The organism is Acinetobacter sp. WCHA55, from assembly GCF_002165305.2.
Classification (GTDB): Bacteria; Pseudomonadota; Gammaproteobacteria; order Pseudomonadales; family Moraxellaceae; genus Acinetobacter.
This window is the reverse complement of sequence record NZ_CP032286.1, coordinates 2570425-2590897: the sequence shown is the minus strand read 5'-3', so window position 1 is coordinate 2590897 and position 20473 is coordinate 2570425. Positions and strand designations below refer to the sequence as shown.

Annotated in this window: 15 protein-coding genes; 8 read left to right on the top strand and 7 right to left on the bottom strand. The window is 43.5% G+C overall.

Annotated elements, in window-relative coordinates; translation table 11 throughout:
• Positions 1-10: 10 nt before the first annotated feature.
• From cydB to CDG62_RS15240, 5 genes are all read right to left on the bottom strand, one after another.
• Positions 11-1015: a cytochrome d ubiquinol oxidase subunit II gene (gene cydB, locus CDG62_RS15265; RefSeq protein ID WP_087528157.1), complete on the bottom strand. Its 1005-nt coding sequence runs from the start codon at positions 1013-1015 to the stop codon at positions 11-13.
• The gene (locus CDG62_RS15260) at positions 1008-2468 is read right to left on the bottom strand and encodes a cytochrome ubiquinol oxidase subunit I (RefSeq protein ID WP_087528156.1); all 1461 of its coding nucleotides are present in this window, start codon (positions 2466-2468) and stop codon (positions 1008-1010) included. Before CDG62_RS15260 ends, cydB begins: the two co-directional genes overlap by 8 nt.
• Positions 2469-3019: 551 nt before the next feature.
• On the bottom strand, positions 3020-3715 hold the full coding sequence (locus CDG62_RS15255) for an alpha/beta hydrolase (RefSeq protein ID WP_087528155.1): 696 nt from the start codon (positions 3713-3715) through the stop codon (positions 3020-3022).
• A 724-nt stretch (positions 3716-4439) separates the two neighbouring features.
• Positions 4440-5885 carry an amino acid permease gene (locus CDG62_RS15245; RefSeq protein ID WP_087528153.1) on the bottom strand — a complete coding sequence of 482 codons (1446 nt, stop codon included), beginning with the start codon at positions 5883-5885 and terminating at the stop codon, positions 4440-4442.
• Positions 5886-6298: 413 nt separating this feature from the next.
• Positions 6299-7801, bottom strand: coding sequence for a PLP-dependent aminotransferase family protein (locus CDG62_RS15240; RefSeq protein ID WP_087528152.1), 1503 nt, complete (start codon positions 7799-7801; stop codon positions 6299-6301).
• A gap of 579 nt (positions 7802-8380) precedes the next feature.
• Between CDG62_RS15240 and gabT the strand changes: the two genes are divergently transcribed.
• Together gabT and CDG62_RS15230 are read left to right on the top strand one after the other, a co-directional pair.
• A complete protein-coding gene (gene gabT, locus CDG62_RS15235) occupies positions 8381-9643 on the top strand; it encodes a 4-aminobutyrate--2-oxoglutarate transaminase (protein ID WP_087528151.1) in 1263 nt (420 codons plus the stop codon).
• Positions 9644-9659: 16 nt separating this feature from the next.
• Positions 9660-11108 (top strand): NAD-dependent succinate-semialdehyde dehydrogenase, encoded by a 1449-nt coding sequence (locus tag CDG62_RS15230; protein WP_087528150.1) that lies wholly within the window; start codon positions 9660-9662, stop codon positions 11106-11108.
• Positions 11109-11312: 204 nt separating this feature from the next.
• On the opposite strand, the gene CDG62_RS15225 is transcribed toward CDG62_RS15230, so the two are convergent.
• Both CDG62_RS15225 and CDG62_RS15220 read right to left on the bottom strand, forming a co-directional pair.
• The gene (locus CDG62_RS15225; protein WP_087528927.1) at positions 11313-12245 is read right to left on the bottom strand and encodes an IS5 family transposase; all 933 of its coding nucleotides are present in this window, start codon (positions 12243-12245) and stop codon (positions 11313-11315) included.
• Between the two features lie 156 nt (positions 12246-12401).
• A complete protein-coding gene (locus CDG62_RS15220; RefSeq protein ID WP_004981435.1) occupies positions 12402-12824 on the bottom strand; it encodes an Lrp/AsnC family transcriptional regulator in 423 nt (140 codons plus the stop codon).
• Positions 12825-13027: 203 nt separating this feature from the next.
• On the opposite strand from CDG62_RS15220, the gene CDG62_RS15215 reads away from it, so the two are divergent.
• The 6 genes from CDG62_RS15215 (at position 13028) to astE (ending at position 20473) form a co-directional block, all read left to right on the top strand.
• On the top strand, positions 13028-14302 hold the full coding sequence (locus CDG62_RS15215) for a Glu/Leu/Phe/Val family dehydrogenase (protein WP_171405759.1): 1275 nt from the start codon (positions 13028-13030) through the stop codon (positions 14300-14302).
• A 77-nt stretch (positions 14303-14379) separates the two neighbouring features.
• Positions 14380-15597, top strand: coding sequence for an aspartate aminotransferase family protein (locus CDG62_RS15210; protein WP_087527900.1), 1218 nt, complete (start codon positions 14380-14382; stop codon positions 15595-15597).
• Positions 15598-15609: 12 nt separating this feature from the next.
• Positions 15610-16641, top strand: a complete 1032-nt coding sequence (gene astA / locus CDG62_RS15205) for an arginine N-succinyltransferase (RefSeq protein WP_087527901.1) — start codon at positions 15610-15612, stop codon at positions 16639-16641.
• Complete coding sequence (astD, locus tag CDG62_RS15200) at positions 16641-18110, top strand: succinylglutamate-semialdehyde dehydrogenase (RefSeq protein WP_087527902.1); 1470 nt, start codon at positions 16641-16643, stop codon at positions 18108-18110. The genes astA and astD overlap by 1 nt, the downstream gene beginning before the upstream one ends.
• 23 nt (positions 18111-18133) lie before the next feature.
• A complete protein-coding gene (gene astB, locus CDG62_RS15195; RefSeq protein WP_087527903.1) occupies positions 18134-19474 on the top strand; it encodes an N-succinylarginine dihydrolase in 1341 nt (446 codons plus the stop codon).
• 21 nt (positions 19475-19495) lie between these two features.
• The gene (astE, locus tag CDG62_RS15190) at positions 19496-20473 is read left to right on the top strand and encodes a succinylglutamate desuccinylase (protein ID WP_087527904.1); all 978 of its coding nucleotides are present in this window, start codon (positions 19496-19498) and stop codon (positions 20471-20473) included.

The following is a 20473-nucleotide window of genomic DNA, read 5'->3' as shown; positions in this document are numbered from 1 at the left end:
ATCTCCTCAATTAATGATAACCCTGATCCCCTATACGTACTTTGTCACGGAACACCCAATAGGACAAGAAGGTATAGGCAATGATGATCGGAATGAGAATTGCAGCTCCAACCAAAGTGAACTTCAAACTTGACTCAGGTGCGGCGGCCTGCCAAATCGTGACCGATGGCGGAATAATATACGGCCATAAGCTGATGACGAAGCCAGTAAAAGCCAAAAAGACTAAAGCCAAAGTATAGATAAACGGTTTTAGTTCATGCTGTTTTTTGCAGGCAGATAAAATCAAGCCAACAAACAGTAAAACTAAAATTGGCACTGGACTAAAATAGTATAGATTCGGCAGAGAGAACCAGCGCTGCGCAATTTCAGGATGAGTCAGTGGCGTATATAAACTCACCGTACCGAAGATGATGAGTAAAGCAATAATCAATCTAGGCATGAGATGATACATTCGTTGCTGTATCTCTTTTTCGGTTTTCCAAATGAGCCAACCACAACCTAAAGTGGCATACATCACCACGACGCCTAGGCCTGTAAAGCATGTAAATGGCGTGAACCAGTCCCATCCGCCACCGCTGTAAATACCATTAGTGGTCTGAATACCTTGGATATAAGCTCCTAAAATCACGCCTTGGAAAAAGCTCGATAAGATAGAGCCCCAGATAAACGCGAGATCCCAGAGGTATTTGGTGCGTGTGGCTTTGAAACGGAATTCGAACGCCACACCGCGGAAAATCAAGGCCACCACCATAAAGATAATGGGTAAATACAGTGCCGATAGAACGGTTGAATAGACCAAAGGAAATGCAGCGAACAATCCAGCACCACCCAGTACCATCCATGTTTCATTGCCGTCCCAAACGGGCGCGACGGTATTCATCATCACATCACGTTCTTGTGTTCCGTTCATGAAGGGAAACAGAATGCCAATGCCTAAGTCGAAACCATCCATAATCACATAGATGAGCACACCGAGTCCGATAATACCGACCCAAACCAAAGCGAGATCAATCATGTGGTTTCTCCTTACTATTTTGAGCAGAAGGATCAGTGTTATCGATAGATTCTTCAACAGCACTGAGTGGACGTAAAGGGGTTTTAAAATGCCCCGGACCAGTATCTTGCACGGCATCTAAAGGCGTAGAAAAAGCAGGGCCTAATTTGATCAAGCGCAGCATGTAGTAAATTCCCGCGCCAAAGACGATGGTATAGACCAGAACAAAAATAATCAGGCTCAAGCCGACTTGATCTGCGGTGACTGTATGCGATAAACCGTCTTTAGTCCGAATCACGCCATACACCACCCATGGCTGGCGACCAACTTCTGTGGTGACCCAACCTGCTAGGAGCGCAATATATCCTGTAGGTCCCATAATGATGGAAAATTTATGAAACCAACTGCTTTCGTATAAAGCCCCTTTTTTACGTAGCCACAATGCTGTTAATGAGAGTAAAACCATCAACATGCCCAAGCCAACCATGACGCGAAAACTCCAAAACACAATCAGTGCATTCGGACGGTCTTCAGGCGCGAAGTCCTTTAAACCAGTGACTTGACCATCAACTGAGTGCGTCAGAATCAAACTACCCAGATTGGGAATACCAAACTCAAGATCATTTGATTCTGTTTCCATATTTGGTAAAGCAAACAGTAATAAAGGCATGCCATGATCATGATTGGTTTCCCAATGGCCTTCAATGGCTGCTAATTTTGCAGGTTGGTGTTTTAGGGTATTTAAACCGTGGTTGTCCCCAATTACAACTTGTAAGCAAGACGTGACCAGTACCATCCATAAGCCCATGGAAAAAGACTTTTTCACCAACTCATCACGACGGCCTTTCAGCAAATGCCACGCTGCGGTGCCAACCACCAAAAGGGATGAGACAAGAAAGGCCGCTGCTGCCATATGGGCAAATCGATAAGGGAAGGAAGGGTTAAACACGATTGCCCACCAGTCTGTGGGTACAATAATGCCATTTTCGATGGCAAAGCCTTGAGGTGTCTGCATCCAACTGTTGGAGGATAAAATCCAGAACATAGAAATACAGGTACCAATGGCAACCATTAAAGTAGCAAAAAAGTGGGCTTTGGGACTGACACGTCCCCAACCAAATAGCATAATGCCCAAGAAACCCGCCTCTAAAAAGAAGGCACTCATGACTTCATAAGTGAGCAATGGCCCTGTGACGCTACCTGCAATACGTGAAAATTCACTCCAGTTGGTCCCAAACTGGTAGGCCATGACAATGCCAGAAACAACCCCCATAGCAAATGCCACAGCAAAAATTTTAATCCAGTACTTAAACAAGTCTTTATAAATTGGATTTTGAGTGCGCAACCACTTCCATTCCAGCATGGCAAGAAAGCAGGCTAAACCAATAGAGGTTGCAGGAAAAATAATATGAAAGGAAACAGTAAAGGCAAATTGAATTCTTGCCAACTCAAGTGCGGTTAATCCGAGGCTCATTGCATCCTCCATGGCTGGCAGGAATATCGACTACTCGATACCCAGTTGCTGTCTAGATCGGAATGATAAAAAAGCATAGATCGTTTCATTTAAAACTACCTACTTAAAATACTGATGATGATCTTGCATCAGGATGTCTAGAAGATGTAGGTACAAAAATTGGAGAGAAAAAATATAACAAAATAGAAAAGCTCGCTAAGGCTGTTATATTTTTTGAACTGTTTTTATGATCTATTCATTCTTATTGCTTAATAAAAATATACAGAAAGTTTGGATGCTGCGTGAGTTAAAAAATGTTATTCACATTCCGTATAACACATTTTTGAAATAGCGCAGTTTGAATAAAATTTTTAATGAAGGAACTTCATGAGGAAGCAGAGCTTCAGTAGTAAAAGCGGAGGTCTAGATACAAGCAATCTAATAGAGTATGTGTGAATGCTTACATCTTCAAAATAATGATATTACGTTATCTGGTGTGATTTAAAAGTAGTTGAATACTTAATATAACTCTAAGAAAGGGAGTCATTGGACTCCCTCAAATATTAGAGGGTTTAACGCACAAGGAAGGTCGCTGCTTCATCAATTAAATCAGCAACAGCTTTGGGTTGAGATGCAAGTGAAGCATGGCTGGCATCTAAAGAAATGACCTTTTGAGCATTTAAACGAGAGGACATATGTGCTTGATTTTCAGGGTGAATCATGCGGTCTTCGGTTGAAATTTGGTACCAAGATGGTTTGGTCTTCCATGCTGGGTTGGAAATAGTATCACCAAAAGTACTCGCAACAGGGGCTTTCTGGGTGATGCCCATGACCATTCCTTCATCATTTGTTAAGTCCTGACAGAAGCTTTCATGGTATTTATCGGCTTTCACCCAAAGGTATCCATCACTGTCGGGTTCTAAGTTGGGTGCTCCTACAGGTAAATGTTGCTGAGTAATGCTAGCTGGGCTTTCACCAGCATCGGGTGCAAAAGCTGCAATATAGACTAGACCCACAACATTTGGTTGATTCCCTACTTCAGTAATGACCGCCCCACCATAGGAGTGGCCAACTAAAAGGGCATTTCCTTGCACTTGTGCAACCATTTTACGAGTTCGTTCGACATCATCAGCTAAAGAGGTAAGTGGCAGTTCAACGGCACGTAGGTCTTCGTAACCTCGGTGAAATAGGTCGGTAATGACTTTTGCCCAATGGGCAGCTCCGCCCCAAAATCCATGTACTAAAATAATTGTAGGCTTCTTATTCATATTCTCATCCCTAGGGTCAAAATATTATCTTATCGTCAAAAATATGGTCGTGCTAGGTTGGGCATGTATACGTAGATAAACGTAGAGTTAAGCTATTGAGATTTCATCAGTAAAAAAAGGCCATTAATCTTATTTGGCGTTTGAGTGGAATTCTTACGGTTTTATGTTGTCCAATGAGTCTTATTTTACTTGGAATTTCGTATGTTTATTTTAGGTATTTATTTTATCACATCATCATTTTGTGGTGTATTCAAGCATCAAAAAATCAAAGCTGAAGTTCCAGAATGTTATCAGAGGAGTCGGTTGTACCGAAAGGTTCAATTAGGGGGAGTTGATCATTTATCAATAGCTAATCTAAGATTTAAGATGAAGCTTTTTTAGTTCTAAAAAATTGAATTTGGCGATGAACCATTACAGCTTATTCTCAAAGAGACATGGGGGACAGGTCTAAAAGCTGATTGGCAGTGACATTTATATGAGTTGAAGCCACTGACCTCATGGGTATTTACAGTTCAAGTTGACGTGAAGAAGCACTTAAGAACTGTGTTGTCTTGGGGCAACCTGTTGAGGCTTATCATAAAAATGTGGTGATTCAAGTTCTCCATTAAGATTTTATTTTTATCTAAGTGGTTATTTATTATCATTAAAAAAACCGATGGCTCTCGCTTGATAGCCATCGGTTTAATTTGGTGTGATATTAGATCAACATCACATTATTTAAAAATCAAAGGTTATTGCTCAAGTCAGCTTGAGTACTCATCGACTTATCTTGAGCATGCTTTCCCCAGTTAAACTTCTGCGCGCAGATGCCTAATCCAACAATAAACAAGGCAAGTAAACTGGTATAAGTCACTTCTTTGAAATAGGTTCCCTCCACAAGCATGGTAATGAGCGCCCCAATGATAAAGAAAATGGCAAGATAAGTGAGCCAAGGGAATAACCACATTTTAAAGTCAATGACTTGGCCTTCAGCTTCTAACTTCTTACGCATACGTAATTGTGAGAAGGCAATGGTCAGATAGACATACAACGCCGCTGTACCTGTTGCTAACATGAAGATGTCATAGACATTCATACTTTCAGTTGCAGTAAGGTACGTTGCCAGTAGAGCAAATAATGACGACACCAGAACGCCCATCCACGGACTACCATTACGGTTGATTGAACCGAAGCTTTTCGGTGCATCGCCACGTTTTGACAGTGAAAATAACATCCGTGAACAGGTATAAAGTGCTGAGTTAAAGCAGCTACATACTGAGGTTAGGACCACGAAGTTTACAATGTGTTTTGCTTCTGGAATGCCAAGTGCTGACAAAGTCACACTATAGGTTCCCCAAGTTGGATCTTTTAACAGCGGATTGTTATGTGGAATTAGGCAGACGGTAATAAACATTGAACCGACATAGAACAACATAATTCGCCACACCACAGAGTTAGATGCTTTACGAATTTCACGGGCTGGATTTTCTGATTCTGCCGCCGCAACCGTAACAATTTCAGCACCGATATAGGCAAACATAACCCCGAGTAGGGCGGTGATGACCGCAGAGAAACCATTTGGCATGAAGCCGTCCGCAGTTAAATGCGTGATTCCTGATGCACTTGCTTGACCCCAAGGCCATAAATGCATGATGGCTAAGCTACCAATCACTAAGAAAATCACAATCGCAATTACTTTGATGAGTGCAAACCAAAATTCAAATTCACCATAGTTTTTGACATTTTGTAAGTTGACCAAAACTAAGGACACAATTACGACCAGCATGTAACCCCAGATTGGGATAAAGGGAAACCAACTGTTGAGAATTTTACCTGCGACATAGGCCTCCCAACCCATCAGCAAAGCCCAAGAACACCAATACAGCCAGCCAATGGTAAAACCAGCCCAACGCCCAATGGCACGATCAGCATAGGTTGAAAACGAACCACTATCTGGATTGAGAACGGCCATTTCACCCAGCATACGCATAATTAACAGAATGAGTAATCCACCAAACGCATAGGCCAAAACTGCAGCAGGGCCTGCCGAATAGATAACATTTCCCGAACCGATGAACAGTGAACCACCAATGACACCCGCAATTGAGATCATGGTGAGATGACGTGACTTAAGTCCATTTTTTAAGCCCTGAGATGCATCCGGCACAGCGCTTTGTTTAGGTGCTTCCATATAATTTTCCTTAATCTTAAGGAGGTAGTTTCAAAATGGGCAAAGCCTTTTTCAGACTACTCATCCTTTAAAACTGTAACCGAATGATCAGAGGCTTTATCATTATTAAGGCAAAAATGAATAAATCTGATATTTCTGCCAAAGCGTGAAAAATCACACTTTGGCTACAAAACGGTTACATGTTGTTTATGTATGCACCTAATCTCTCTTTTTTGTTCTCAGTAAACGAGAGCCATTTTTTAGCATTTGGAAGGAGCCAATTACAGCTAAAACGTGAAAAGCTGGGGAGCCAATGTTTACTCTCATCTCAATAATTTATAGAATGAAGCAGCAAAACTCAGCTTTGTAACTGCGGCTTTAGTCGCAAGTCGAAAGGTTGTAGGAAAACGTAAGTATCTAATTTATAATAATAATCAACTCAGCGTACGAACTCCTACATTTCGTAGACACTTGAGTAACACACCAAATGCCACCAATATTTCTTGTTCACGGACACAGGCAAAGCCCAATAGTAGTCCTTTCTGCCGTGTTGAATAATGCTTGGTATAGTATTGTGACAGCGCTCGAACTTTTACGCCTTGATCAAGTGCATTGCTAGCAATCAACACATCATCCATGTTGCTCGGCAGCTTCAAAATCAAATGTAAACCAGCAGCGGTATTGTATTCATGCAGGAAGTCTGCCCCAAGATGACGTGTAATCAGATCGATTAAAAAGGCGTGACGCTTGCTATAGAGTAAACGCATACGACGAATATGTGCTTCATAATGGCCTTCACGGATAAACTCTGCCAAGACTTTTTGATCCAGTAAATGCCCACCTCGATATAGTTCCGATGCCACAATACGCAGTGGTGAAAACAGCTTTTTAGGAACCACCAAATAGCCAATGCGCAACGCAGGGTAGATGGTTTTACTGAAGGTTCCCATATAAATGACAGGTGCATCTGGTTCTAAGCCTTGCAAAGACGGGAAAGGTTGACCCGAAAAGCGGAATTCACTGTCATAGTCATCTTCTACAATCCAGCTTTTATGCTGTCGCGCGATGGCAATCAATTGTTTACGACGCTCTAAACTTAAGTGAGAGCCTAAAGGGTACTGATGTGAAGGCGTCACAAAAATCAGTTTAGGTGGGGTTTTCGGGGCTAGGTCAGGAATAATCCCTTCTTGATCTACAGGCAAGGAGCGTAGGTTTACGCCATTAATGCGTAAAATATTACGTGCCCCCCAATAAGCAGGATCTTCAATCCAGACTTCATCGCCTGGGTCACTTAAGGTCCGTGAAACCAAATCGATCGCCTGATGTGTCCCTTCGGTAATAATGATTTGGTCTGCATCGCATTGCACCGAACGTGCAATTTTGAGGTATTCCGCCAGTTCTTGGCGCAGCTCTAAACAACCGCCTGCGTTGCTATAAATAAGATTATTAATTTCAGGTTCACGGCTGAGGCGGGTCTGAATACGGCTAAAAATATGGTGCGGAAACTCTGTGACATCGGGGGCACCAGGCACAAAAGCGCCCCATTGGTAAGGCGATGCCGCTGAATAGCCGATGAGATAGGAACCGCGCTGGGACAAATTATAATTCTGCTGGGGCTTTTTTTCTTGAGTTTGGTTATTGGTATTTTCAGCTTTGACCAAAAAGGATTCAGGCAGTTTTTCAGCTACCCAAGTGCCTTGGCCTGTACGTGCTTCAACATAGCCTTGTGCTTGTAATTGTTCATATGCACTAAGTACGGTATTGCGTGAGACTTTAATTTCTTTGGCTAAGTCACGCGATGCAGGTAGGCGAGTTTTGGGTGCGAGTACACTGTCAATAATGGCGTTGCGTAAGCAGCGGAACAACCGTAATTGTAGGGTTCCGTCAATATCTTGCTGTAATCGTTGCAGTAAATAATCTCCAAGCAAGCTACGCAATTGGCTCTCTCCTACAATATTAAAATGGTTTTTCGTGAGCGATTACCATAAATGCAAAATTATCTCGTCAGGCAGCCGTTGTAAAGCATTTCGCTTATAGACCTTGGGAGCAAATGCCCGCGACTAAGGGGCTGGAAATATACACAAGTCGCATCCAAAGCAAAAGTTTTTTTAGATGATATATACAATCGCGGACAACGGCTTGAAAATACAATTAGAAAAAGCCTAAGGCCGAACATAAATGGGTTCTGGCTTGGCACAGTCATCTGCTGAGTTTTGGGTTTCTTTAACTTTTTGGGTGATTCGGTTGAATACTGTAATGGCCCTCTTTAATAAGTATGCCTTTTTCTAATTGATATTTTTTAAGTTATTTATTTTTATAAAATAAATATTTTAGCTAGAAAATAATGATAAACGGATAGGGTAAATTGGCCCCATCTGTCTGATGAAAAGTGGCTCTCGTCTAGTGCCAATAAAAGCGCAAAATGCAATAAACCCCACGTCCTTTGTATATCAGCAAAAAGCATGATTGGGACGCTGAAATTTTATAAATGTATGAATCAAGAATGAGGATATAAAATGGACAGTAAACACTCTGCACTGAACGCACGTAAACTAAAAGCGACTCCTCGTGGTGTTGGTGTCATGTGTCAATGGTATGCGGAGAAAGCAGAAAATTCCACGATTTGGGATGCTGAAGGGAATCAATATACTGACTTCGCGGGTGGTATTGCGGTATTGAACACAGGTCACCGTCATCCTAAAATTATTGCTGCTGTTACTGAACAATTGACTAAATTCACCCATACAGCGTACCAAGTTGTACCGTATGAAAGCTATGTTTCTTTAGCTGAACGTATTAATGCACGTGCGCCAATTGCAGGTGAAGCGAAAACAACTTTCTTCTCGACTGGTGCTGAAGCTGTAGAAAATGCAGTGAAAATTGCACGTTCTTACACAGGTCGTCACGGTATTGTGACTTTTGGTAATGGTTTCCATGGCCGTTCATTTATGACGATGGCAATGACGGGTAAAACTGCACCGTACAAACGTGACTTTGGTGTGATGCCTTCAGGTGTTTTCCATGCGCGCTACCCAGTAGAGTCAAAAGGCATTACTGTAGATGTTGCAATTGAAAGCATTGAAGACATTTTCGCAGAAGATATTGCGGCACATGATGTAGCAGCTATTGTGCTTGAACCTGTTCAAGGTGAAGGCGGTTTCAACGTTGTTCCTGCTGAATTCTTAAAGCGTTTACGTGCTTTGTGTGACCAACATGGTATTTTGATTATTGCAGATGAAGTACAGACAGGCTTTGCCCGTACTGGTAAGTTGTTTGCCATGGATCATTATGAAACCAAAGCCGATTTAATCACGATGGCGAAAAGTCTTGGTGGTGGTTTCCCAATCTCTGGCGTGGTTGGTCGTGCTGAAGTGATGGATGCACCAAACCCAGGTGGTCTAGGTGGTACTTATGCAGGTAACCCAGTGGCTGTGGCTTCTGCACATGCGGTACTGGACGTGATTGAAGAAGAAGGTCTTTGTGAACGTGCAAATGTATTGGGCGCAGAGTTAGTTGAAGTTCTAAACGAACTCAAACAATCTTCTTCTATTGTTCAAGATATTCGTGCTTTAGGCTCAATGGTTGCTGTTGAATTGGAAACGGCGGATCAAGCGAAAGCGATTCAAAACTATGCAATGCAAAATGGCTTGCTTATTTTGACCTGTGGTCGTTATGGTAATGTGATCCGTTTCTTATATCCTTTAACGATTCCTGCAGAACAATTCCGTGCTGGCTTAAACATTTTAAAACAAGGTTTTGCACTTTCTGCAGCAGCATAATTGAAGAGTAATGACTATGCTTCAAGCGCAATATAAAGATTTATTACAGCATCCAGATATTCGTTTTGATATGCCAGAAAATGGTGGTTACATCGAAGTCAAAGATGCCGCAACACATGACACTTTGGCATGGGTGAAATCCCATGACCGCGCGTCAGTTGAGCAGGTGATTGCTCGCTCTCAAAAGGCACAAACAGCATGGAAAGCGCAAACAGCTCTACAACGTGCTGATGTGCTTTGGGCTTGGTTTGATTTGATGCAGGAAAATAAAGAGTCATTGGCTCAGATTTTGACTGCTGAACAAGGTAAACCTTTGGCTGAAGCACGTGGTGAAATTGGCTATGCTGCTTCATTTATTCGTTGGTTTGCAGAACAAGCACGTCGTATCGATGGTGATGTTTTAACACCGACTTTGCCGAACCAACGCTTGTTGGTAATCAAACAGGCGATTGGGGTTACGGCAGCAATTACGCCGTGGAACTTCCCTGCAGCAATGATCACACGTAAGGCCGCACCTGCCATTGCAGCAGGGTGCTCGATGATTGTGAAACCTGCTGAGCAAACGCCTTTAACGGCTTATGCTTTGGAAGTATTAGCGCTACGTGCAGGTTTGCCACAAGATGTGTTATTACACATCAGTGGTGATTCAAGCGAAGTGGGTAAAACATTGTGTGAAAGCGACACTGTGAAGAAGTTGAGCTTCACAGGTTCAACTCAAGTTGGTCGTATTTTGATGCAACAATGTGCGCCAACCATCAAAAAACTGTCTTTAGAGTTGGGCGGTAATGCACCTGTGTTGGTGTTTGACGATGCTAATCTTGAGCAAGCAGTACAAGGCATTATGGCCAGCAAGTTCCGTAATAGTGGACAGACCTGTGTATGTGCCAACCGTATTTATGTACAAGACGGTATTTACGATGCGTTGGTTGAAAAGTTGACAGTTGCTGTTGCGAATTTAAAAGTGGGCGATGGCCGAGTTGAGACTTCAACTCAAGGCCCGCTGATTGATGAAGCCGCGATTGAAAAAGTACAGTCGCATATTGCCGATGCAATCAGTAAAGGGGCACAGGTTAAAACCGGTGGTCAACGTTCAAGCTTAGGTGGTACTTTCTTTGAGCCGACACTTTTAACGGAAGTGACGCAAGAGATGAAAGTGGCGAAAGAAGAAACCTTTGGTCCATTGGCACCGCTGTTCCGTTTTAGAACGGAAGAAGAAGCGGTGCAAATGGCCAATGACACTGAGTTTGGTCTGGCAACCTACCTATTTACCCAAAACACAGCACGTCAGTGGCGTGTTGGTGAGGCGCTTGAGTACGGTATGGTGGGCATCAACACGGGTGCGATTTCAAATGAAGTGGCTCCCTTTGGTGGTGTGAAACAGTCTGGCTTAGGTCGTGAAGGTTCTAAATTTGGTATCGACGAATATCTCGAAATGAAATATTTGTGTGTGGACTTATCTGTATAAGTCAGTCCAGTAACCATCAGTTAAAGAAATCAGTCTTGCCCATTCAAGGCTGATTTTTTTATGGGCGTATAAGGGGAGAGTTGATTTATTTTAAAATATTGTAAGGTCTAATATTGGTCTGACCATGAAAATTATAGTTATGAGGGTTGATGGGCTTTGTTGCATAAAGCCCTTAAAGATAGAGCTTTCCTAAGTTGCTCAAATTTAAGTGACAACTTGGGTATGAGGTCGGCCTAATTCTGTAAATCTATTTAAAATGGCTATACGAGCATGTACCTCGTTGACTTGGCTTTGAAAGTTCCTAGCACTGAGTTTATCGCCTAATAATTTGATGCAGTGCATCTTGGTTTCAACCAGACTTCGCTGATGGTAGCCCGACCATTTTTTCCATAGTGTCCTGCCTAAACGTTTAACAGTGCGAAGTAATTCATTTCGCTCTAGCGAATGAACTTTTTTATCTTTCCAAGGCTTGGCATTTTTTCTAGGTGGAATCACTGCATGTGCTTGCCGATCTGCAATGACCTGTCGGCATTGCTTGGTGTCATAAGCGCCATCGGTATATACGGAGTCAATCTGCTCATCCAATGGAATCTGATTGAGTAAATCCCCAAGCACCTGTGAATCACTTACATTGTTGGTCGTGAGCTGAACGGCTCGTATTTGCAGGGTTCTAGCATCTATACCAATATGAAGTTTACACCATTGGCGACGATATTCAGACTGATGCTTTTTACGTTTCCATTCACCTTCGCCCAAAAACTTTAAGCCAGTAGAGTCTACGAGTAGATGAAGCCCATCACTGTTTTTCTGATAACTAATTGCAATATCAATATGCTTTTGTCTTCTACAAAGCGTACTGTAATCTGGTGCTGTCCAATCTAATCCACAAAGTTTAATTAAGCTTTGAACAAAGCCAGTGACCATGCGTAAAGTAAGTCTAAATAGAGATTTGATCATCAAACAGCATTGAATCGCTATGTCGGAGTAGGTTTGACTTCGACCTTGTTTGCCTTGAGGTTCTGCATACCATTGTGTTTTTGGATCGAACCAAATGGCAATATTCCCACGATTAATGAGAGCTCGGTTATATGCGGGCCAATTGGTTGTGCGGTAGATTTTGTGTGTAGGCTTCTTCATTTGGAAATTATATTGCTGAAGAAGCCCTTAAGAACAGCTTTGTGCAACAAAGCCACCCATTAATAACAAAGCCACCAAAAGAGCTGTTTTATATGATAATTTCATTACAAATCCTTGTTTCAACTCAGCAATTTACGTGGTCTCACTTTATCGGCTTTACACTTTATATGTAGAAAGCAAAATGCTGGTTTCAGTGTTGTAAATGCCTGAAATATTTCGAATTCGCTCTAATATTCGGTCAAAATTCTCTAAGCTGTCAGACTTCAATTCGACCAACAGATCCCACTTACCATTGGTGCTATGCAAGGTATGCACGGCAGGGTCGATTCTAAGCTCTTTGACCACAGCACTGGTCTTGGTGCCTTCGACCATAATATTCATCCAAGCACGGATACTATTTTTCTCAGTCCCCGGTTTAATCCGCACCGTATAGCCTGTAATCACACCACTGGTTTCCAAATATTCAATACGCTTTTGTACCGTATTTCGAGAGATACGAAGCTTGTTGGCAATCTCGGTAATCGATATACGGGCATTGTCTTGCAGTAAGCCGAGGATTTGACTGTCCGTATCATTCATTTTGATTTTTCCTGTTATCAATTTGATGAAATTTATTTCATTTTAATCAAAATTACAACTTTTTTGGCGCAATTTGATTTTTCATACTATGCATATTGAGCAGTATTCACATGAACGTTACATCGAGCTGAGGCGATGTGTTCTGCGGGTGATGTCTCATATCTATTTAATGGATTTGATTCACCAAATTTTCAAAGGGAAACATCATGTCTTTGTCATATGAAATGGACAATAGTGGCGCTTGGCAGACCTATCTTGCACAGATTAACCGTGTTGCGCCATATCTGGAAGACGACTTAATTCCATTCATCGATACTTTAAAGCGTCCTAAGCGCGCTTTGATTGTTGATGTACCAATCGTGATGGACGATGGTTCGATCCAGCACTTTGAAGGCTATCGTGTACAGCACAATTTGTCGCGTGGACCGGGTAAAGGTGGTATTCGTTATCATCCAGACGTAGAACTCAATGAAGTCATGGCACTCTCAGCGTGGATGACGATTAAAACTGCGGTATTAAACTTACCGTATGGCGGTGCCAAAGGTGGTGTTCGTGTAGACCCTCGCAAATTGTCTCCACGTGAACTTGAACGCCTGACTCGCCGTTTTACCAGCGAAATTAGCCTAGTGATTGGCCCACAAGTCGATATTCCAGCGCCAGATGTAGGCACCAATCCAGACATCATGGGTTGGATGATGGATACCTATTCAAGCATTAAAGGTCATACCGTAACAGGTGTGGTGACAGGCAAGCCTGTGCACTTGGGTGGTTCTTTAGGTCGTGTGCGTGCAACTGGTCGTGGTGTATTTGTGACTGGTTTAGAAGTTGCTAAGAAAATCAATCTCGCACTTGAAGGCAGCCGTGTAGCGATCCAAGGTTTTGGTAACGTGGGTAGCGAAGCGGGTTACTTATTCCATAAAGCAAATGCGAAAGTGGTGTGTGTACAAGACCATACAGGCACGATCTTTAATGCTGAAGGCATGGACGTTAAGCAGTTACAAGACTACGTTGCGATTCATAAAGGTGTAGCTGGCTTCCCAGATGCGACTTTAATTGAAGACGAAGCGTTCTGGTCAGTAGACATGGATATTTTAATTCCTGCGGCTTTAGAAGGTCAGATTACGCCTGAACGTGCGCAAAAATTGACTGCAAAATTAGTCTTGGAAGGTGCGAACGGTCCAACGTATCCAGAGGCAGAAGACATTCTTTTAGAACGTAAAATCACGATTGTACCTGACGTACTGTGTAACGCAGGCGGTGTAACCGTGAGTTACTTCGAATGGGTTCAAGACATGGCAAGCTACTTCTGGACAGAAGAAGAAATTAATCAACGTTTAGACAAACTCATGATGTCAGCAGTTGAAGACGTTTGGTTCACTGCAAGCGAAAAGCAGTGCAGCCTACGTACAGCAGCATACATCTTGGCGTGTAAACGTATCTTAAAAGCACGTAAAGAACGAGGAATTTTCCCAGGTTAAGGGGAAGTTTCGTGCCCTTCGGGGCACACCACATTATTAGAAAGAACAACATCAGATTTATTAAGGACGAACAAACCATGAACCAGAATAGTCAACCAAATCGCCAAGATTTTAATCAGTACATGGTGCCAGTTTTTGCACCCGCTCAGTTTATTCCTGTGCGTGGCGAAGGTTCTCGTTTATGGGATCAGCAAGGTAAGGAATATATCGATTTTGCAGGGGGAATTGCGGTCAATGCGCTTGGACATGCTCACCCTGTGGCAGTTAAAGCGTTGGTCGAACAAGGTCAAAAACTCTGGCATATTGGCAATGGTTATACCAATGAACCAGTACTTGCGCTTGCAAAACAATTAGTTGAAAACACCTTTGCAGATAAAGTGTTCTTCTGTAACTCTGGTGCAGAAGCCAATGAAGCGGCTTTAAAACTTGCGCGAAAAGTAGGCCTACTTTCAGGCTCTGCACGTAAAAATAAAATTATTGCATTTAAAAATGCTTTCCACGGTCGTACTTTGTTTACGGTTACGGCAGGTGGCCAACCGAAATATTCACAAGATTTTGCACCACTTCCAGAAGGTATTCACCACTTACCATTCAATGACTTAGACGCAGTACGTGAAGCGATTGATGCAGACACTTGTGCCGTGATTGTTGAGCCGATTCAAGGTGAGGGTGGTGTAATTACGGCAAGCCCTGAATTTTTAAAAGGCTTACGTGAACTGTGTGATCAACATGGTGCGGTACTCATTTTTGACGAGGTGCAAACAGGTGTCGGTCGTACGGGTGCTTTATATGCATATATGAACACGGATGTGACCCCAGACATTTTAACTACGGCTAAAGCACTCGGTGGTGGTTTTCCAATTGGTGCGATGATCACGACTGACAAATATGCCAACATGTTTGCGGTGGGTGACCACGGCACAACCTATGGTGGTAACCCATTGGCGTCTGCAGTAGCCAACGCTGTCTTTGGTTTGATCAATACCCCAGAAGTGTTGAATGGTGTAAGTACACGTGCGCAAATTTTTACAGATAGTTTAAACCAATTAAATGCACGCTATGGCCTATTTGAAGAAGTTCGTGGTCAAGGTTTATTAATTGGCTGTGTACTGAAAGCTGAATATGCAGGCAAAGCCAAAGATATCGTGACTTTAGCGGGCGAAGAAGGATTATTGGCACTGGTTGCAGGTCCAAATGTCGTTCGCTTCACACCATCGTTAATTATCCCGTCTGAAGACATCGAAACAGGTTTGGAACGCTTTGAACGTGCGCTCATGCGTTTTGTTGGCGCTTGATAGGCAACGGGTATGATGATTGTTAGACATGCAGAGCATCGAGATTTAGATGATATCTACATTCTGGCGGGGAAGTCGGGCGTTGGCCTGACCTCCTTACCCCAAAATAAAGAGATTTTATCAGCTCGTATTGCACGCACACAAAAGACCTTAGTGGGGCAAGCTGCACCAAGTGAACAAGGGTATTTATTTGTTTTAGAAGATACTCAGTTACAACGTGTGGTGGGTGTAAGTGCAATTGAAGTTTCAGTGGGTTTGACTGAACCTTTTTATAACTATCATGTAGGCAAACAAGTCCATGCCTCACAAACGCTGAATGTTTATAAAACTTTAAATACGCTGTTTTTAAGCAATGACCATACAGGTTGTAGTGAACTTTGCACGCTGTTTTTAGACCCGGAGTATCGCAAAGATCAAAATGGAAAACTGCTGTCGAAGATCCGTTTTCTGTTTATCGCAGCTTTCAAACAGGCTTTTCAAAATAAGCTGATTGCAGAAATGCGTGGTTATTCCGATGAAAATGGTCGTTCGCCATTTTGGGATGCCTTAGGCCATCATTTTTTTAATATGGATTTCTCGACTGCGGATTACCTCAGTGGCATAGGGCAAAAAGTCTTTATTGCGGAGTTGATGCCTCGTTTTCCTGTGTATATCGATTTACTGCCGATGGCCGCGCAACAAGTGATTGCACAGGTGCATCCACAGACGGTTCCTGCCTCTCGTGTGTTGGAGTCGGAAGGGCTGTGTTACCAAGGTTATGTCGATATTTTTGATGCAGGCCCGACGCTTGAAGCGGAAGTCAGTAGTTTGCGTGCAGTCAAAGAAAGTCACACTTGTGCAGTGAAAATCGTCGATAGCGTTCCAGATGATGCAGGGCGTTATTTGGTGGCAAATGATCGCTATCAGGACTATCGCGCGATTTTAATTCAGCATGCGGCTGACACAGACAGTTTAAGTTTAACGGTAGAACAAGCGCATGCCCTTGGTGTGCAAGCAGGGCAAAGCATTCGTATGTTGCCTTTAGATAAGATGGAGCAAAAATAATGTCACAAGGGAATTTATATATAAACGGGACATGGTCTCCAGCGCAAGGTACAGCATGGGACAAACTCGATCCTGTTACACAAGAAAAAATTTGGCACGGTGCTGAAGCGACAACTGAGCAAGTTGAACAGGCTTGTCAGTCTGCACGTGCTGCCTTTGCTGCTTGGGCACGTCGTCCTTTAGCTGAGCGTCTTGAAATTATTCAACGATTTGCCAGCTTGTTAGAACAAAACAAACAACAGCTTGCAACGATTATTAGCCGTGAAACCAGTAAGCCGATTTGGGAAACGTTGACTGAGGTTCAGTCAATGATTGGTAAGGTAGCGATTTCAGTGCGTGCTTATCACGAACGTACAGGTGAAAGTCTGACGGAAATGCCAGATGGTGCAGCGTCTTTACGTCACCGTCCGCATGGTGTGTTGGCTGTATTTGGCCCGTATAACTTCCCCGGTCACTTACCGAATGGCCACATCGTCCCTGCGCTCATTGCAGGCAACACTTTGGTCTTTAAACCAAGTGAGTTGACGCCGTGGACTGCGGAAGAAACGGTCAAATTATGGCAAGAAGCGGGTTTACCTGCGGGTGTGTTGAACTTGGTACAAGGTGGTCGTAGCACAGGCGAGGCACTTGCGCAGTCGCATGAAATAGATGGTTTGTTGTTCACAGGCAGTGCCAATACGGGTTACCACCTGCATAAACAATTGGCTGGTGTTCCAGAAAAAATTCTCGCTTTAGAAATGGGCGGTAATAACGCATTAATTATCGACGAGATTACCGACATTGATGCGGTGGTGAATTTAACCGTCCAATCTGCCTTTATTTCTGCAGGTCAGCGCTGTACCTGTGCACGCCGTTTAATCATTAAAAATGGCGCTGTAGGCGATGCCTTCATTCAACGTTTGGTTGAAGTCAGCCGTAACTTGGTGGTGGGTCAGTGGGATGCTCAGCCACAACCGTTTATGGGTGGTGTCATCTCATTGCAAGCTGCAAAGCAGATTTTACAAGCACAACAACGCTTGATCGATTTAGGAGCGCAAGTTCTGCTCCCTGTGACTCAAGCGGATGCCAACAGCAGCTTGTTAAGTCCAGGCCTTTTAGACGTGACTCATGTGAGTGATGTACCCGATGAAGAATATTTTGGTCCATTGAGCTGTATCTATCGTTATGACCATTTCGATGAGGCTTTGGCACTAGCAAATGGCACTCGTTTTGGACTGTCGGTGGGGCTAGTTTCACCTGACCGTGCGCTGTTTGATCGTTTATTGATTGAAGCACGTGCAGGCATTGTGAACTGGAACAAACCATTAACAGGCGCGTCAAGTGCGGCACCCTTTGGTGGTGTAGGTGCATCAGGAAACCATCGTGCCAGTGCTTTCTATGCCGCGGATTACTGCGCATGGCCAATGGCATCACTGGAAAGTCAGCAGGTAAGCCTACCTGAAAAATTATCGCCAGGCATTGTGCTTTAAGTCGACAAAAAGGGAGTTTAGAAATGTCAGGCTATGAAATTAATTTTGATGGTTTAGTCGGTCCAACACACCACTATGCAGGATTGTCATTCGGAAACGAGGCATCTACCAAAAACCAAAATAATCTTTCCAACCCGAAGTTGGCTGCCAAGCAAGGTCTGTTAAAGATGAAAGCTTTGGCTGACATGGGTTTAAAGCAGGGTGTATTTGCACCGCAAGAACGCCCACATGTCCCGACTTTACGCAAATTGGGTTTTCGCGGTGATGATCACAGCGTGATTGAACAAGCGATGCGAACTTCGCCTGCATTGTTATCCGCGTTGAGTTCAGCATCCTGTATGTGGACCGCCAATGCGGCAACGGTTTCACCGTCGGCGGATAGTGCTGATGGTCGTGTGCATTTTACTGCGGCGAATTTAAACAACAAATTCCACCGTTCGATTGAACATGAAACAACCTCGCGTGTTATGGTAGCGATGTTTAACGATGAACGTCACTTTGCCCATCACGAGGCACTGCCACCTGTGGCATTGTTTGGTGATGAAGGTGCGGCGAATCATAACCGTTTAGGCGGTGCTTATGATCAAGCCAGCGTGCAAGTGTTTGTCTATGGTCAGCAGTTCCTTGGCGGTGGTATTGGCCCGAAACGCTATCCTGCGCGTCAATCTCTTGAGGCGAGTGAAGCCGTGGCACGTTTGCACCAGCTCAAAGCAGAACAAACGGTATTTATACAGCAGCATCCCGATGTGATTGACCAAGGTGTCTTCCACAACGACGTGATTGCAGTGAGTAACCAGAACGTCTTGTTCCACCATCAGCATGCATTTTTGAATCAGTCTGAAGCATTGTCAGAAATTCGCGAAAAAATGGCGCGCTTGGGTCAAGAATTCGTGTCCATTGAAGTGCCAGATCAGCGTGTTTCTGTGAAAGATGCGGTCAATACCTATTTGTTCAATAGCCAATTACTCACCCGTGCCGATGGCGGGATGAGCATTGTGGTGCCTGAAGAATCGCGTCAAAACCCAGCAGTATGGGGTTACTTAAACGACATGATCCAAATGGGTACGCCGATTGATGACATCAAGGTATTTGACCTGCGTGAAAGTATGCGCAATGGCGGTGGTCCTGCATGTTTACGTTTACGTGTGGCGGTGAATGAAGCAGAGCTTAACGTGATCAATCCAAACCTGTTTATGAATGATGCCTTGTTTACCCGTTTAAATACGTGGGTGGATCAGTACTATCGTGACCAATTGGCGCAGCAAGATTTGGCTGACCCGCAATTGCTGATTGAAAGCCGTACTGCGTTAGATGAACTGACGCAAATTTTGAACTTAGGTTCGGTGTATCACTTCCAACGTTAAGCAATCGTGCAGGGAAAGCAGATGATAGATTTTCTAGGTGATGTTTTAGCACAACGTGTCCCGACAGTTATGCATGGCGTACAGCATGATTATCATTGGGAATGGTTAGCTGAAGGTGTTTTATCTTTTACGCCGAAACAGTCTTATGAAAAAGCAGTCGTGCTTTCCGCAGGTGTGCATGGCAATGAAACTGCGCCAATCGAGTTGTTGGCGCAGCTGAGTCAAGATTTGTTTGCAGGGACATTAGAGCTCAAGGTTAAGTTATTACTGATTTTAGGTAACCCTCTCGCGATTCGCACAGGGCAACGCTATGTTGAAAATGATATGAACCGCATGTTCTGCGGGGCCTATCAACAATTTACCGACACAGTTGAAGCGCAGCGGGTGGCGGTCTTAGAACAGATCGTCACCGCTTTTTTTAATGATAGTCCAGCTCAAGTACGACGCTATCATTACGATTTGCATACCGCGATTCGCCCATCTTTGTTGCCGACTTTTGCCTTATTTCCTTATCAAACCCATGACTATGATGCTGCGATGTTAGACAGCCTAAACGCTGCGGAATTGGATGCTTTGGTGTATCACAATGCTGTAGGTCGTACTTTTACACACTTTAGCAGCTCTCAGTTTCAAGCGGCCAGTTCGACGCTAGAACTTGGTCATGCTAAACCCTTTGGACAAAATGATCTGGCAGCTTTCGCCGCAATTAATCATGTGCTTCGCGCCGTGGTGAGTAAACAAGTCTTACCTATCCGTCAAAAACAAGCCATTCAAACTTTTCGAGTCGTTGATTCGATCATTAAAACTGAAGATGACTTCCAGCTTAATTTGGCAGATTCTGCGCCTAATTTTTCCGTGTTCGAAACCGATGCCGTGATTGCTCTGCAACAGGGCAAACCATATGTGACTGCACCTGAGCAGGTTCGAATTTTATTTCCGAATACTCAAGTGAAAAAGGGATTAAGAGCAGGACTGATCTTAACTGAGGTTCATCCTTGA

Bases quoted from the DNA above. Each gene is read 5' to 3' on its own strand.
- astE (WP_087527904.1), top strand. From the start codon at position 19,496: ATGATAGATTTTCTAGGTGATGTTTTAGCACAACGTGTCCCGACAGTT.
- CDG62_RS15220 (WP_004981435.1), bottom strand. From the start codon at position 12,824: ATGAATGATACGGACAGTCAAATCCTCGGCTTACTGCAAGACAATGCC.
- CDG62_RS15260 (WP_087528156.1), bottom strand. From the start codon at position 2,468: ATGAGCCTCGGATTAACCGCACTTGAGTTGGCAAGAATTCAATTTGCC.
- astD (WP_087527902.1), top strand. From the start codon at position 16,641: ATGTCACAAGGGAATTTATATATAAACGGGACATGGTCTCCAGCGCAA.
- CDG62_RS15225 (WP_087528927.1), bottom strand. From the start codon at position 12,245: ATGAAGAAGCCTACACACAAAATCTACCGCACAACCAATTGGCCCGCA.
- cydB (WP_087528157.1), bottom strand. From the start codon at position 1,015: ATGATTGATCTCGCTTTGGTTTGGGTCGGTATTATCGGACTCGGTGTG.
- CDG62_RS15245 (WP_087528153.1), bottom strand. From the start codon at position 5,885: ATGGAAGCACCTAAACAAAGCGCTGTGCCGGATGCATCTCAGGGCTTA.
- CDG62_RS15230 (WP_087528150.1), top strand. From the start codon at position 9,660: ATGCTTCAAGCGCAATATAAAGATTTATTACAGCATCCAGATATTCGT.
- astB (WP_087527903.1), top strand. From the start codon at position 18,134: ATGTCAGGCTATGAAATTAATTTTGATGGTTTAGTCGGTCCAACACAC.
- CDG62_RS15210 (WP_087527900.1), top strand. From the start codon at position 14,380: ATGAACCAGAATAGTCAACCAAATCGCCAAGATTTTAATCAGTACATG.
- CDG62_RS15255 (WP_087528155.1), bottom strand. From the start codon at position 3,715: ATGAATAAGAAGCCTACAATTATTTTAGTACATGGATTTTGGGGCGGA.
- astA (WP_087527901.1), top strand. From the start codon at position 15,610: ATGATGATTGTTAGACATGCAGAGCATCGAGATTTAGATGATATCTAC.
- gabT (WP_087528151.1), top strand. From the start codon at position 8,381: ATGGACAGTAAACACTCTGCACTGAACGCACGTAAACTAAAAGCGACT.